This window comes from Frigoribacterium sp. 2-23 (assembly GCF_049601585.1).
Classification (GTDB): domain Bacteria; phylum Actinomycetota; class Actinomycetes; order Actinomycetales; family Microbacteriaceae; genus Frigoribacterium.
In genome coordinates this window covers 2,246,904-2,259,975 of record NZ_CP187126.1, presented here as the reverse complement: position 1 = coordinate 2,259,975, position 13,072 = coordinate 2,246,904, and the positions used below count along the sequence as shown (strand labels likewise).

Here is a 13,072-nt window from a genome sequence, read left to right as displayed (position 1 = left end):
ACGAGAGAGCGGGTCACCCGGAAGGGCGACCCGCTCTCTCGTTCGTGCGGCAGGAACGGTTACGGACGACCGCGCAGGACGGCCTGCTTGACCTCGGCGATGGCCTGCGTCACCTGGATGCCGCGCGGGCACGCGTCGGTGCAGTTGAAGGTCGTGCGGCAGCGCCAGACGCCCTCTTTGTCGTTGAGGATGTCGAGACGGACCTGCGAGCCCTCGTCGCGCGAGTCGAAGATGAAGCGGTGCGCGTTCACGATGGCCGCGGGGCCGAAGTACTGGCCGTCGGTCCAGAAGACGGGGCAGCTCGATGTGCAGGCCGCGCAGAGGATGCACTTGGTCGTGTCATCGAAGCGCTCGCGCTGGGTGGCGCTCTGGATGCGCTCCTTCTCGGGCTTCGACGACGAGATCAGGAAGGGCTGGATCTCACGGTACGACTGGAAGAACGGCTCCATGTCGACGACGAGGTCCTTCTCGAGCGGCAGCCCCTTGATGGCCTCGACGTAGATGGGCTGCGAGATGTCGAGATCCTTGATCAGGGTCTTGCACGCGAGGCGGTTGCGGCCGTTGATGCGCATGGCGTCCGAGCCGCAGACGCCGTGGGCGCAGCTACGACGGAACGTCAGCGAGCCGTCCTGTTCCCACTTGATCTTGTGCAGGGCGTCGAGCACGCGATCGGTGCCGAGCACCTCGACGTCGAAGTCCTGCCAGCGCGGCTCGTCGTCGACCTCGGGGTCGAAGCGGCGGATGATGAGCGTCGCGGTGAAGGTGGGGATGGCGTCGGCGCCGGCCGGCTTCTGCTCGAGGACAGCGGTGCTCATGATCAGTACTTCCGTTCCATCGGCTGGTAATTGGTGATGACGACGGGCTTCGTGGAGAGCCGGATGTGGTCTCCGGCCAGCGACGAGTGCGCGTCACCGGTCAGGTACGCCATCGTGTGTACGAGCCAGTTCTCGTCGTCGCGCTTGGGGTAGTCCTCTCGGAAGTGCCCGCCGCGGCTCTCCTGACGTGAGCGGGCCGAGTAGACGACCACCTCGGCGAGGTCGAGGAGGAAGCCGAGCTCGATCGCCTCGAGCAGGTCCGTGTTGAAGCGCTTGCCCTTGTCCTGGACCGAGATGTGCTTGTAGCGCTCGCGCAGGTCGGCGATGACCCGGGTGACCTCGTCCAGGGTCTCTTCCGTGCGGAAGACCTGTGCGTTCGTGTCCATGCTGTCCTGCAGCTCCTTGCGCAGGACGGCGATGCGCTCCGTGCCCGACGCCTGACGGACGTCGTCGACCATGCCGCGGACGAAGGCGGCGGGGTCGTCGGGCAGCGGCACGAACTCGGCCGTCTTGACGAACTCCACGGCGTTGTTGCCGGCTCGCTTGCCGAACACGTTGATGTCGAGCAGGGAGTTGGTGCCGAGACGGTTGGAGCCGTGCACGCTCACGCAGGCGCACTCGCCGGCGGCGTAGAGACCGGGGACGACCGTGTCGTTGTCCTGGAGGACCTCGGCCTTGACGTTCGTCGGGATGCCACCCATGGCGTAGTGCGCCGTCGGCAGCACGGGGACGGGCTCCGTGTAGGGCTCGACACCGAGGTAGGTCCGGGCGAACTCCGTGATGTCGGGCAGCTTGGCGTCGATCACGGCCGGGTCGAGGTGCGTGATGTCGAGGTAGACGTAGTCCTTGTGCGGGCCGGCGCCTCGACCCTCGCGGATCTCGGTCGCCATGCAGCGCGCGACGATGTCGCGGGGTGCCAGGTCTTTGATGGTGGGGGCGTAGCGCTCCATGAAGCGCTCTCCCTCGCTGTTGCGGAGGATGGCGCCCTCACCGCGAGCCGCCTCGGACAGGAGGATGCCGAGACCGGCGAGACCGGTCGGGTGGAACTGGAAGAACTCCATGTCCTCGAGCGGGAGGCCCTTGCGCCAGACGATGCCGACGCCGTCGCCTGTGAGCGTGTGCGCGTTGGACGTCGTCTTGTAGATCTTGCCGAAGCCGCCCGTCGCGAAGATGACGGCCTTGCCCTGGAAGACGTGCAGATCGCCGGTGGACAGCTCGTAGGCGACGACGCCGGCCGGGCGCTGCTGCCCGTCGACCTCGCCCATGATCAGGTCGAGCACGTAGAACTCGTTGAAGAAGTTGATGCCGTGCTTGACGCAGTTCTGGTAGAGCGTCTGCAGGATCATGTGCCCCGTGCGGTCGGCCGCGTAGCAGGCGCGACGCACGGGGTTCTTGCCGTGCTCGGCCGTGTGACCACCGAAACGGCGCTGGTCGATCTTGCCCTCGGGCGTCCGGTTGAACGGCAGGCCCATGTTCTCGAGGTCGAGGACGGCGTCGATCGCCTCTTTGGCGAGGATCTCGGCGGCGTCCTGGTCGACGAGGTAGTCGCCGCCCTTGACCGTGTCGAAGGTGTGCCACTCCCAGTTGTCGTCCTCGACGTTGGCGAGCGCGGCGGCCATGCCGCCCTGGGCCGCACCGGTGTGCGAGCGGGTCGGGTACAGCTTCGAGATGACCGCGGTGGAGGCGTTGGGGCCGGCCTCGATGGCGGCTCTCATCCCGGCACCGCCGGCGCCGACGATGACGATGTCGTGCTGGTGGTAGTGGATGCCGTCGACGACGGTGCTGGACGCGGTGGGGGAGGAGGGTGTGCTCACGATGCTTTCTTCAACTCAACGGGCGGGGCAGAACGACGGCAGATCCGAGGCGGCCGCGCCGGCGGGGCAGGGGTCGAACGTGAAGACGACGAGGGTGCCGAGCGTGATCAGCACGATGGCCGACACGACGAGTGCACCGATCAGGACGCGACGCGCCTTCGGGTTCGACACGTAGTCGTTGACGATCGTGCGCATGCCGTTCGAGCCGTGGATCAACGCGAGCCACAGCATGAGGACGTCCCAGACCTGCCAGAACGGGCTGGCCCACTTGCCGGCGACGAAGGCGAAGTCGATGGCCTTGACTCCCTGACCCACCAACAGGTTGATGAACAGGTGGCCGAAGATCAGCACGATGAGGACGACGCCGCTGGCGCGCATGTAGATCCAGCCCCACTTCTCGACGTTTCGCGAGCGGCGGGCCGTGCCGGCGGACCGGGGGGCTTCGATGGTCTCTGTGGTCATCGGCTCTACTCCGAGAAGACGTTCATCAGGTGGCGGGGGGCGAAGCCGAGCATCAGCACGACCCACAGGCCGATGACGATCCAGAACATGATCTTCTGGTACTTCGTGCCGAGGCTCCAGAAGTCGATCAGGATGATGCGCAGGCCGTTCAGGGCGTGGAAGACGATCGCGGCGACGAGCGCCGTCTCGCCGAGACCCATCAGCGGGTTCTTGTACGTGCCGATGACGGCGTTGTACCCGGCGGGGCTGACCCGGACGAGCGCCGTGTCGAGGATGTGCACGAGCAGGAAGAAATAGATGCTCACGCCGGTGATGCGGTGCAGCACCCACGACCACATGCCCTCGCGGCCCCGGTACAGCGTGCCCGCGAACCTCTGCGGACGCTTCTTGGGATCGGCGAGCGAGGGCGCGCCCGGTCTGCTGGCGGGTGACGCCATGGTTCCTGTCGACTGCTCGGCCATGAGCAACCCTCCTCGCGGATGGGGCGGTCGGCCGACGATGGTGATCGACGCGGTCGGGTCCGCCAATGCGTTCTCAGAACGTCACCAGTCTAAGGAGCGGCCGTGAGCCGCGCCGGTCACGGTGCCGGGATTGTCTCGACGTCGAGCGATCTCGACGCGGCCACGACGCGCTCGTAGTGGCCCAGCAGTTCGTCTCCGATGCTCTGCCAGGTGCGGCCCACGACCGCACGGCGGCCGGCCTCGCCGAACCGGGCGCGCAGCTCGGGGTCGGTGGCCAGGGTGCGCACGCTGCGTCGCAGGCTGTGGTCGTGGCGGGGGTCGAACAGGAACCCGTCGACACCGTGCCTCACGAGGTCGAGGGGCCCGCCCGCTGCGGGGGCGACCACCGGGACACCGCTCGCGTGCGCCTCCTGCACGGTCTGGCCGAAGGTCTCGGTCGTCCCGGTGTGCACGAAGACGTCGAGCGCGGCGTATGCCGTCGCGAGGTCGTCGCCGTGCAGCGGCCCCATGAAGACGGGGTCGAGGTGCTTCAACCGGCGCCGGAGCGCGCCGAGGCTCGGCCCGCCGCCGACGATCACGAGCCGGACCCCGTGGCCGCCCACCCCGCGCAACGCCGCGAGCCGCTCGAGCTCCTTCTCGGGGGCGAGGCGACCCACGTAGCCGACGATCACCTGCTCGGGGTCGGCCACGCGCCTCCTGAACTCGGCCGCGGCCTCGCCGAAGCGGTTGTTCGGGTGATACCGGACGGAGTCGACCCCGCGCCCCCAGCGCGCGAGGCGCTCGACACCGGCTGCCTCGAGATCACGGCGGGACGCCTCGGACGGCACGAGGGTCAGCGTCGCCTGCTCGTGGATCTTGCGGACGAGTCGCCAGACCACCCGGCTCGCCGCGGAGAACCCGTTGTGGGCCGCGTACTTGGCGACATCGGTCTGGAACACCGCGACGGACGGGAGCCCGAGGCGGGCCGCGGCCGAGATGGCCTGGGCGCCCAGGAGGAAGGGCGACGCCACGTGCACGACGTCGGGACGGAAGGCGGCGATGGCCGCGGCGACCTGGGGGTTCGGCAGCCCGACGGGGAACTGCCGGTACGCGACGCTCGGCACGCGGTGCACCCGGAACCCGGCGTACGAGTCGTGCCCCCGACCGGCCGGTGCGATGACCAGGGCCTCGTGGCCGCGGGCGGCCAGGTGGTCGAGCACGCGGAGCACGCTCGTCGTCACCCCGTTGACGGTGGGCAGGAAGCTCTCGGTCACGACCACGACACGCATGGATACTCCTCGGCTCGTCGTGCTGTCGACGATGCGCGGCGCGCATGACGCCGACACGGAATCGACGTGACGTGTCGATGACGACCCGGTGAACAGGGCTGCCTCACGACCCGAGGAGGCGCGGTGCGGCCGGGTGCATCGGCGCACTGCCCCCGCCACCCCCTGGTCAGTAGGGTGTGCACCATGAGCACCCCCGCAGCCGGCGCCCCCGACGCCGCTCCCCACGACAGCCTGAGCCGCTTCTACAGCATCATCCCCGCGGGTGGCATCGGCTCGCGGCTGTGGCCGCTCAGTCGGGCGGACGCCCCCAAGTTCTTGCACGACCTCACCGGCAGCGGCTCCACGCTGCTGCGCGGGACGTGGGATCGCCTCGCGCCGATCAACGGCGACCAGCGCATCATGGTCGTCACGGGTCGGGCCCACCGGGCCGCGGTCGAGTCGCAGCTGCCCGACCTCGCCGACCACAACGTGGTGCTCGAGAGCGAGCCGAAGGACAGCACGGCCGCCATCGGCCTCGCTGCCGCCATCCTGCGCCGCCGCGAGCCCGACGTGATCATCGGCTCGTTCGCGGCCGACCACGTCATCGCCGACCAGCGCGGCTTCGGACGCGCGGTGAAAGAGGCCATCATCGCGGCGGACGCCGGCTATATCGCGACGATCGGCATCACGCCGACCGAACCGGCGATCGGTTTCGGCTACATCCACGCCGGGGGCAAGCTCGGCATCGCCGACGCGCCGAACGCGATGGCCGTCACGGAGTTCGTCGAGAAACCCGCCCTGAAGACCGCCAAGCGCTACGTCTCGGACGGCAACTACCTCTGGAACGGCGGCATGTTCATCGCGCGCGCCGACCGGCTGCTCGAGCAGCTCGGCGAGTCGCGGCCCGAGCTCCTCGCCGGCCTGGAAGAACTCGCGGAGGCCTGGGACACCTCACGGCGCGGAGCGGTCGTGGATGCGGTCTGGCCGCGGCTCGAGAAGATCGCGATCGACTACACGGTCGCCGAGCCGGCGGCCAAGGCGGGGCGGCTCGCCGTCGTCCCCGGCGACTTCGACTGGGACGACGTGGGCGACTTCGCGTCGATCGCCAAGCTGCACGCGGGCGGTCGCAAGCACGACCTCGCGATCCTCGGTGAGAACGCCCGTGTGCTGGCCGACGCCTCGAGCGGCATCGTGGTCGGCAACGGCGGACGCATCATCTCGCTGATCGGCGTCAAGGACATCGTCGTCGTGGACACCCCGGACGCCCTCCTCGTGACCACCACGGCCAACGCCCAGCGGGTCAAGAGCGTCGTGGACGCGCTCAAACTCAGCGGACGGAGCGATGTGCTGTGAAGATGTTCGGCATGAACACTCGTCGTCTCGGATTCGCGGCCGTCGGCCTCGCGACCGTCGCCCTGCTCACCGCCTGCGGGACCGCGCCCAGCGGCGCCTCCTCGACCGGCGCCTCCTCGTTCTGCGCTCGGATGGTCACCAACTCGGGCGGGCTGAACGACAGGTCCTTCAACCAGTCGAGCTGGGCCGGTCTGCAGACCGCCCAGAAAGACGACGGGATCGACTCGAAGGTGCTCGTCTCGACGACCGAGAACGACCTGCAGCCGAATGTGTCGCAAGCCGTCGAGTCGGGCTGCGGATTCGTCCTCACCGTCGGCTACGAGCTGGCGCCGGCCACCGAGGCCGCGGCGAAGGCGAACCCGGACACCGACTTCGCCATCGTGGACGAGACCGTCGACGCACCGAACGTCAAGCCGATCGTCTTCGACACGGCCCAGGCGTCGTATCTCGCCGGCTACCTCGCGGCGGGCGTCTCGAAGACCGGTAAGGTCGCGACCTTCGGCGGGGGCAACCAGCCGCCGGTCACCCTGTTCATGGACGGCTTCTCGGACGGCGTCGACGCCTACAACGCGGCCCACGGCGCGAGCGTCCAGCTGCTCGGCTGGAACAAGACGGCCCAGGACGGCGCCATGACGGGCGACTTCGAGGACGTCAACAAGGGCAAGCAGCAGGCGGCGGCGTTCATCCAGCAGGGAGCCGACGTCATCATGCCGGTGGCCGGCCAGGTCGGCGAGGGCGCGGCCTCGGCGGCACTCGACGCGGGGGGCGTCTCGATCGTCTGGGTCGACAACGACGGCTACGACACCCTGCCGTCGCAGTACCAGGGCATCGTGCTCACGAGCGTGATCAAGAACACCGAGAGCGCCGTCCGGGACATCGCCGTGTCCGCGAAGGACGGCTCGTTCACGAACTCGCCGTACATCGGCACGCTCAAGAACGACGGGGTGGGCATCGCGCCGTTCCACGACCTCTCCTCGAAGGTCCCCGCCGCACTGTCGAGCGAGATCGACGCGCTGAAGGCGAAGATCGTGTCCGGCGAGATCACGGTCTCGTCACCCAGCGCCCCGTAGGCACATTTCGATTCCGTTTCATGGATGTCGCGACTCGGTAACGCCTCGGTTGCACTACCCGCGATCGGTCAACGGCGCCCGTCACTTTATGTAATCTGTCAGCCAGACCCGCCCGGCTACTGGTGCCGGGCTGCACCTTGGAGGACACCTTGACTACAACTGCGCGCAAAGCCGTGCTCAGCGGTATCGCCCTGTTCGGCACCGCCGCGATCCTGGCCGGCTGTGCCTCGGCGCCCGAGAGCAGCGGCTCGGCGAGTGGCGGCTCGAGCGACTTCGTGCCGTGCATGGTCTCGGACGCCGGCGGCTTCGACGACAAGTCGTTCAACCAGCTCGGCTACGAGGGCCTGCAGGAGGCCGCGAAGGCCGCGAACACCGAGGCGAAGACCGTCGAGTCGGCCGATGACACCGTCTTCGACGCCAACCTGTCGAACCTCGCCGCGCAGGGCTGCAACCTGATCGTCACGGTGGGCTTCGCGCTCGCCGACGCGACCAAGGCCGCCGCCGCCGAGAACAGCACCATCAACTACGCGACCATCGACGACGCGTCGATCACGGCCGACAACGTCCAGCCGATCACGTTCAACACGTCCGAGGCCGCCTTCCTCGCCGGCTACGCCGCCGCCAGCTACTCGAAGACCGGCACTGTCGGCACCTTCGGCGGTATGCAGTACCCGACCGTCACGATCTTCATGGACGGCTTCGCCGACGGCGTGAAGTACTACAACGAGAAGAAGAGCAAGAGCGTCAAGGTCGTCGGCTGGGACGTCGACAGCCAGACCGGCACGTTCACGGGTGGCTTCGAGGCCGGCACCACGGCCAAGCAGAGCGCCCAGACCCTGATCGACCAGGACGCCGACGTGATCCTGCCGGTCGGCGGCCCGATCTACCAGAGCGCCGCCGCGGCCATCCGCGACTCGGGCAAGTCCGTCGTCCTCATCGGTGCCGACAGCGACACCTACGAGACGGACTCCGCGAACAAGGATCTCTTCCTCACCTCGGTGCTCAAGGGCATCAAGCAGGCGACGGACGACGTCGTCACGCAGGCCAGCGAGGGCAAGTTCTCGAACAAGCCCTACGTGGGCACGCTGGAGAACGACGGCGTCGGCCTCGCGCCGTTCCACGACTACGCCGACAAGGTCGACTCGAGCCTCTCCGGTGAGATCGACACCATCAAGAAGGGCATCATCGACGGCTCGATCGAGGTCAAGTCGCCCTCGGCGCTCAAGTAGTCCCGAGCATCGATTAGCATTGCCGCATTAGGGGGCCCGGAGCGCGGTCTGAACCGCTGCTCCGGGCCCTTTCCACGCCTACGACCCGAGGTAGATTGACGAGATGAAGCTCGAACTCAAGGGCATCACGAAGCGCTTCGGCGCCCTCACCGCGAACGACCACATCAGCCTCACCGTCGAGCCTGGTGAGATCCACTGTCTGCTCGGTGAGAACGGCGCCGGCAAGTCGACGTTGATGAACGTCCTCTACGGCCTCTACCAGGCCGAAGAGGGCGAGATCCTGCTGGACGACGTCGTCCAGCACTTCGCCGGGCCCGGCGAGGCCATGGCGGCCGGCATCGGCATGGTGCACCAGCACTTCATGCTCGTCCCCGTCTTCACGGTCGCCGAGAACGTGATGCTCGGCCACGAAGAGACCAAGACCGGCGGGCGTCTCGATCTCGTCGCCGCCCGTGCCCGCGTGCGAGAGATCTCGAGCCGCTTCGGCTTCGACATCGACCCCGACGCCCTCGTCGAAGAGCTGCCCGTCGGTGTGCAGCAGCGCGTCGAGATCATCAAGGCCCTGTCCCGCGATGCCAAGGTGCTCGTCTTCGACGAGCCGACCGCCGTGCTCACGCCGCAGGAGACCGACGAGCTGATGGTCATCATGCGTCAGCTGCGCGACGCGGGCACCGGCATCGTGTTCATCACCCACAAGCTGCGCGAGGTCCGCGAGGTCGCGTCCCGCATCACCGTCATCCGCCTCGGCAAGGTGGTGGGCGAGGCCGACCCCTCGGCCACGAACGCCGAGCTCGCGTCGCTCATGGTCGGTCGCGCGGTCGAGCTGACCGTGCAGAAGACTCCCGCGGCGCCGGGCGCGGCGGCTCTCGTCGTCGACGGCCTCCGCGTCATCGACCCGATCGGACAGGTCGTCGTCGACGACGTGTCGTTCGAGGTCCGTCGCGGCGAGATCCTCGCGATCGCGGGTGTGCAGGGCAACGGCCAGACCGAGCTGACCGAGGCGATCCTCGGGCTGCAGGACCGCGTCGAGGGCCGCGTGTCTCTCGACGGCAATGACATCACGGGGCAGAGCGTCCGACGGGTCCTCGACGCCGGCGTGGGCTTCGTCCCCGAGGACCGCAACGAGGACGGCCTGGTCGGCGAGTTCACGGTGGCGGAGAACCTCATGCTCGACCGGTCGCAGTCCGGCCCGTTCGTCAAGCGCGGCTCGTTGCGCCTGGCCGAGCTGGCGGCGTTCGCCGTCGACAAGGTGACGGAGTTCGACATCCGCACGCAGGGCATCACGACGCCCGCGGGTCGGCTCTCGGGCGGAAACCAGCAGAAGGTCGTCCTGGCCCGCGAGCTCAGCCGCGACCTGCGCCTGTTCGTGGCCGCGCAACCCACCCGCGGCATCGACGTCGGCTCGATCGAGTTCGTGCACAAGCGCATCGTCGCGACCCGGGACTCGGGTGTCCCGGTGATCGTGGTCTCGACCGAGCTCGACGAGGTCGTCGCCCTGGCCGACCGCATCGCGGTGATGTACCGCGGCAGCATCGTCGGCATCGTGCCGGCGACCACACCTCGCGAGGTGCTCGGATTGATGATGACCGGCGAGATGCCGGACGGAACGGAGCAGGCAGCGTGAGCGACGCCCCCACCACGTCGACCCCTGGTACGGCACCGGCCGCGTCGACGCCCCCGACGACGCCGGCCCCCGAGGAGTCGCGCGGGTCGCGCTTCGTCCGCGAGCTGACGTCGGGCAGCGCGGTCATCTCCGTGCTCGCCGTCGTGTTGGCGCTCGTCGTGTCCGGTCTCCTGATCGGGTTCACCGACCAGGGCGTCCAGGCGACGATGGGTTACTTCTTCAGCCGACCGAGCGACTTCTTCCAGGCGTTCTGGTCCTCCGTCGGCGGCTCGTACTCGTCGCTCTTCCAGGGCGCCGTCTACAACTTCCGGGTGAACGGGTTCGCCGCCGGCATCAAGCCGCTGACCGAGACGCTGAACTACTCGGTCCCGCTCATCGCCGCCGGTCTTGGTGTCGCCGTGGCGTTCCGCGTCGGTCTGTTCAACATCGGTGCCCGCGGTCAGATGCTGATGGCGGCCGCGGCGGCCGGCTGGGTGGGCTTCTCGTTCCACCTGCCGCTCGCGCTGCACCTGCCCCTGGCCCTCGCAGCCGGTATCGCCGCCGGCGCGCTCTGGGGTGGCCTCGTCGGTCTGCTCAAGGCACGCACCGGGGCCCACGAGGTGATCCTCACGATCATGCTCAACTACATCGCCTTCTACCTGATCGCGTTCATGCTGCGCACCCAGGGCCTCCTGCAGGCTCCCGGCAGCAACAACCCGAAGTCGCCCGCCACCCTCGAGACGGCCGTTCTGCCCGACCTGTTCGGAGCGCGCTACAACCTCAACTGGGGCTTCGTCCTCGTCATCGTGATCACCGCGGTCGTCTGGTGGCTGATCAACCGGTCGACGCTCGGATTCCGCTTCCGGGCCGTCGGCGAGAATCCGCACGCCGCGCGCACCGCCGGTATGAACGTCAAGAACATCTACCTGTACGCGATGCTCATCTCCGGTGCTCTCGCTGGTGTGGCCGGCTCGACCCAGGTGCTCGGCACGCTGACCACGGGGTTCACCTCGGGCATCGACGCCGGTATCGGCTTCGACGCCATCACGGTCGCGCTGCTCGGCCGGTCGCGACCGTGGGGCGTCTTCGGCGCCGGCATCCTGTTCGGTGCGCTCAAGGCCGGTGGCTACTCGATGCAGGCCGCGAACGGCGTGCCCATCGACATCGTGCTCGTCGTCCAGTCGCTCATCGTGTTGTTCGTCGCGGCACCGCCGCTCGTCCGCAGCATCTTCCGTCTGCCGGCCCCGGGCGCCCGCCCGGTCCGTGCGGCATCCACCAAGGAGGCGGTGGTCACCAAGTGAGCACACTCACCCCCGACACCGCGGCACCCGCTGCGCCGTCGCCCGATCTGTCCCGCGCCGTCACGCGCTCGTTCAAGGCGCCCATCGCGTTCGCCGTCTTCACGGTGCTCGCGGCGGTCCTGTTCGTCGGCTTCGCGCGCCAGGGCGACAGCACCTTCCGGTTGTCGACGTCGACCGACTTCGTGGCCCTGCCCGACGCGGTGCTGCCCTCCGCAGCGACCGGAGTCGTGCTGACCATCGTCCTCGCCGCGCTCACCGTGGCCGCGTTCGTGCTCACCGTGCGGGCGACGAAGCTGCCGCTGTGGTCGATCGCGCTGTTCGGCGTGCTCTTCCTGGTCGCCTTTCTGACCTGGACGAGCGCCGGCTCCACCATCCCCGTCCCCGGTCTGCTGCTCGGTGCCCTGGCGCTGAGCACCCCGTTGATCTTCGGTGCCCTCGGCGGTGTCATCTCCGAGCGCGTCGGCGTCGTCAACGTCGCCATCGAGGGTCAGCTGCTCGCCGGCGCGTTCGTCTCGGCGACCGTCGCCTCGGCCACCGGTTCGGCCTACGTCGGTCTCGTCGGCGCCATGATCGCAGGCGTGCTGGTGTCGATGGTTCTGGCCGTGTTCAGCATCCGCTACATCGTGGACCAGGTCATCGTGGGCGTCGTGCTCAACGTGCTCGTCACGGGTCTCACGAGCTTCCTGTACTCGCAGGTGCTGGCGAAGTCCGAGGCGCTCAACCAGGGCGTGCGGTTCCCGCAGCTGGACATCCCGCTGCTCAGCCAGATCCCGATCATCGGGCCGGTGTTCTTCCGGCAGACGATCATCGTGTACCTGATGTATATCGCCATCGCGGTCGTCTTCTACGGTCTGTTCCGCACGCGGTGGGGTCTTCGCCTCCGCGCGGTCGGCGAGCACCCGCAGGCGGCCGACACCGTCGGCATCAAGGTCAACGCGACCCGCTTCTGGAACGTCTCGCTCGCCGGCGCCATCGCCGGTCTGGGTGGCGCGTACTTCACCCTCGGCTCGCTCGGCAACTTCCAGAAGGAGATGACGGCGGGAGCCGGATTCATCGCCCTGGCCGCCGTGATCTTCGGACGCTGGGACCCGATCAAGGCGACACTCGCCGCGCTGCTCTTCGGCTTCGCCAGCAACCTGCAGAACGTGCTCGGGGCCATCGGTTCGCCGGTGCCGAGCGAGTTCATGCTGATGCTGCCGTACGTCGTGACGATCTTCGCCGTCGCCGGACTCGTCGGTCAGTCGCGAGGCCCTGCGGCCTCCGGCAAGCCGTACATCAAGTCATGAGCGTCGTCGAGAGCACGGACTGGGCGGCCCTTCGAGACGCCGCCCGGGCCGCCATGGCCAAGGCATACGTCCCTTACTCGAGGTTCCCGGTCGGGGCCGCCGCGCTCACCACGGACGGGCGCATCGTCTCGGGCTGCAACGTGGAGAACGCCTCGTACGGCATCACGCTGTGCGCGGAGTGCTCCTTGGTCAGCGACCTCGTCATGACGGGCGGCGGCCGACTCGTCGCCTTCGCCTGCGTCGACGGCAACGGCGACGTGCTGATGCCCTGTGGGCGATGCCGTCAGCTGCTCTACGAACACAGCGACGCCTCGATGGTGCTCGACACCGTCTCGGGCTTCAAGACCATCGACGAGGTCATCCCCGACGCGTTCGGGCCCCGCCAACTCGAGGAGTTCCGGGCCTCGCAGGGCTGACCCGCGCCTCCTCGG

General features: G+C 68.5%; 12 protein-coding genes. 7 read left to right on the top strand and 5 right to left on the bottom strand.

What is annotated here, in order from left to right; translation table 11 throughout:
• Positions 1-59: 59 nt before the first annotated feature.
• The 5 genes from ACPEEZ_RS10610 to ACPEEZ_RS10590 form a co-directional block, all read right to left on the bottom strand.
• Complete coding sequence (locus ACPEEZ_RS10610) at positions 60-815, bottom strand: succinate dehydrogenase iron-sulfur subunit (protein WP_423918549.1); 756 nt, start codon at positions 813-815, stop codon at positions 60-62.
• A 2-nt stretch (positions 816-817) separates the two neighbouring features.
• Entirely contained in the window at positions 818-2,629 is a 1,812-nt protein-coding gene (gene sdhA, locus ACPEEZ_RS10605; protein WP_423918546.1) for a succinate dehydrogenase flavoprotein subunit, read from the bottom strand.
• A 15-nt stretch (positions 2,630-2,644) separates the two neighbouring features.
• Positions 2,645-3,091, bottom strand: a complete 447-nt coding sequence (gene sdhD / locus ACPEEZ_RS10600) for a succinate dehydrogenase, hydrophobic membrane anchor protein (RefSeq protein ID WP_423918543.1) — start codon at positions 3,089-3,091, stop codon at positions 2,645-2,647.
• Positions 3,092-3,096: 5 nt separating this feature from the next.
• Positions 3,097-3,528 (bottom strand): succinate dehydrogenase, cytochrome b556 subunit, encoded by a 432-nt coding sequence (sdhC, locus tag ACPEEZ_RS10595; RefSeq protein ID WP_423924240.1) that lies wholly within the window; start codon positions 3,526-3,528, stop codon positions 3,097-3,099.
• A gap of 140 nt (positions 3,529-3,668) precedes the next feature.
• Entirely contained in the window at positions 3,669-4,820 is a 1,152-nt protein-coding gene (locus ACPEEZ_RS10590) for a glycosyltransferase family 4 protein (RefSeq protein ID WP_423918540.1), read from the bottom strand.
• A gap of 183 nt (positions 4,821-5,003) precedes the next feature.
• Between ACPEEZ_RS10590 and ACPEEZ_RS10585 the strand changes: the two genes are divergently transcribed.
• The 7 genes from ACPEEZ_RS10585 (at position 5,004) to ACPEEZ_RS10555 (ending at position 13,057) form a co-directional block, all read left to right on the top strand.
• Complete coding sequence (locus ACPEEZ_RS10585; RefSeq protein ID WP_423918537.1) at positions 5,004-6,152, top strand: mannose-1-phosphate guanylyltransferase; 1,149 nt, start codon at positions 5,004-5,006, stop codon at positions 6,150-6,152.
• Between the two features lie 11 nt (positions 6,153-6,163).
• Complete coding sequence (locus ACPEEZ_RS10580; RefSeq protein ID WP_423918533.1) at positions 6,164-7,222, top strand: BMP family lipoprotein; 1,059 nt, start codon at positions 6,164-6,166, stop codon at positions 7,220-7,222.
• A 149-nt stretch (positions 7,223-7,371) separates the two neighbouring features.
• Positions 7,372-8,451 carry a BMP family lipoprotein gene (locus tag ACPEEZ_RS10575; RefSeq protein ID WP_423918530.1) on the top strand — a complete coding sequence of 360 codons (1,080 nt, stop codon included), beginning with the start codon at positions 7,372-7,374 and terminating at the stop codon, positions 8,449-8,451.
• A gap of 103 nt (positions 8,452-8,554) precedes the next feature.
• Positions 8,555-10,075, top strand: coding sequence for an ABC transporter ATP-binding protein (locus ACPEEZ_RS10570; protein ID WP_423918528.1), 1,521 nt, complete (start codon positions 8,555-8,557; stop codon positions 10,073-10,075).
• Positions 10,072-11,355: an ABC transporter permease gene (locus ACPEEZ_RS10565; RefSeq protein WP_423918525.1), complete on the top strand. Its 1,284-nt coding sequence runs from the start codon at positions 10,072-10,074 to the stop codon at positions 11,353-11,355. Before ACPEEZ_RS10570 ends, ACPEEZ_RS10565 begins: the two co-directional genes overlap by 4 nt.
• Positions 11,352-12,641 (top strand): ABC transporter permease, encoded by a 1,290-nt coding sequence (locus tag ACPEEZ_RS10560; RefSeq protein ID WP_423918522.1) that lies wholly within the window; start codon positions 11,352-11,354, stop codon positions 12,639-12,641. The genes ACPEEZ_RS10565 and ACPEEZ_RS10560 overlap by 4 nt, the downstream gene beginning before the upstream one ends.
• The gene (locus ACPEEZ_RS10555) at positions 12,638-13,057 is read left to right on the top strand and encodes a cytidine deaminase (RefSeq protein ID WP_423918519.1); all 420 of its coding nucleotides are present in this window, start codon (positions 12,638-12,640) and stop codon (positions 13,055-13,057) included. Before ACPEEZ_RS10560 ends, ACPEEZ_RS10555 begins: the two co-directional genes overlap by 4 nt.
• Positions 13,058-13,072: the final 15 nt, after the last annotated feature.

What these genes read in the sequence shown, in the direction of transcription:
- ACPEEZ_RS10610 (WP_423918549.1), bottom strand. Translation starts at nt 815, where the DNA reads ATGAGCACCGCTGTCCTCGAGCAGAAGCCGGCCGGCGCCGACGCCATC.
- sdhD (WP_423918543.1), bottom strand. Translation starts at nt 3,091, where the DNA reads ATGACCACAGAGACCATCGAAGCCCCCCGGTCCGCCGGCACGGCCCGC.
- sdhC (WP_423924240.1), bottom strand. Translation starts at nt 3,528, where the DNA reads ATGGCGTCACCCGCCAGCAGACCGGGCGCGCCCTCGCTCGCCGATCCC.
- ACPEEZ_RS10590 (WP_423918540.1), bottom strand. Translation starts at nt 4,820, where the DNA reads ATGCGTGTCGTGGTCGTGACCGAGAGCTTCCTGCCCACCGTCAACGGG.
- ACPEEZ_RS10585 (WP_423918537.1), top strand. Translation starts at nt 5,004, where the DNA reads ATGAGCACCCCCGCAGCCGGCGCCCCCGACGCCGCTCCCCACGACAGC.
- ACPEEZ_RS10580 (WP_423918533.1), top strand. Translation starts at nt 6,164, where the DNA reads ATGAACACTCGTCGTCTCGGATTCGCGGCCGTCGGCCTCGCGACCGTC.
- ACPEEZ_RS10570 (WP_423918528.1), top strand. Translation starts at nt 8,555, where the DNA reads ATGAAGCTCGAACTCAAGGGCATCACGAAGCGCTTCGGCGCCCTCACC.
- ACPEEZ_RS10555 (WP_423918519.1), top strand. Translation starts at nt 12,638, where the DNA reads ATGAGCGTCGTCGAGAGCACGGACTGGGCGGCCCTTCGAGACGCCGCC.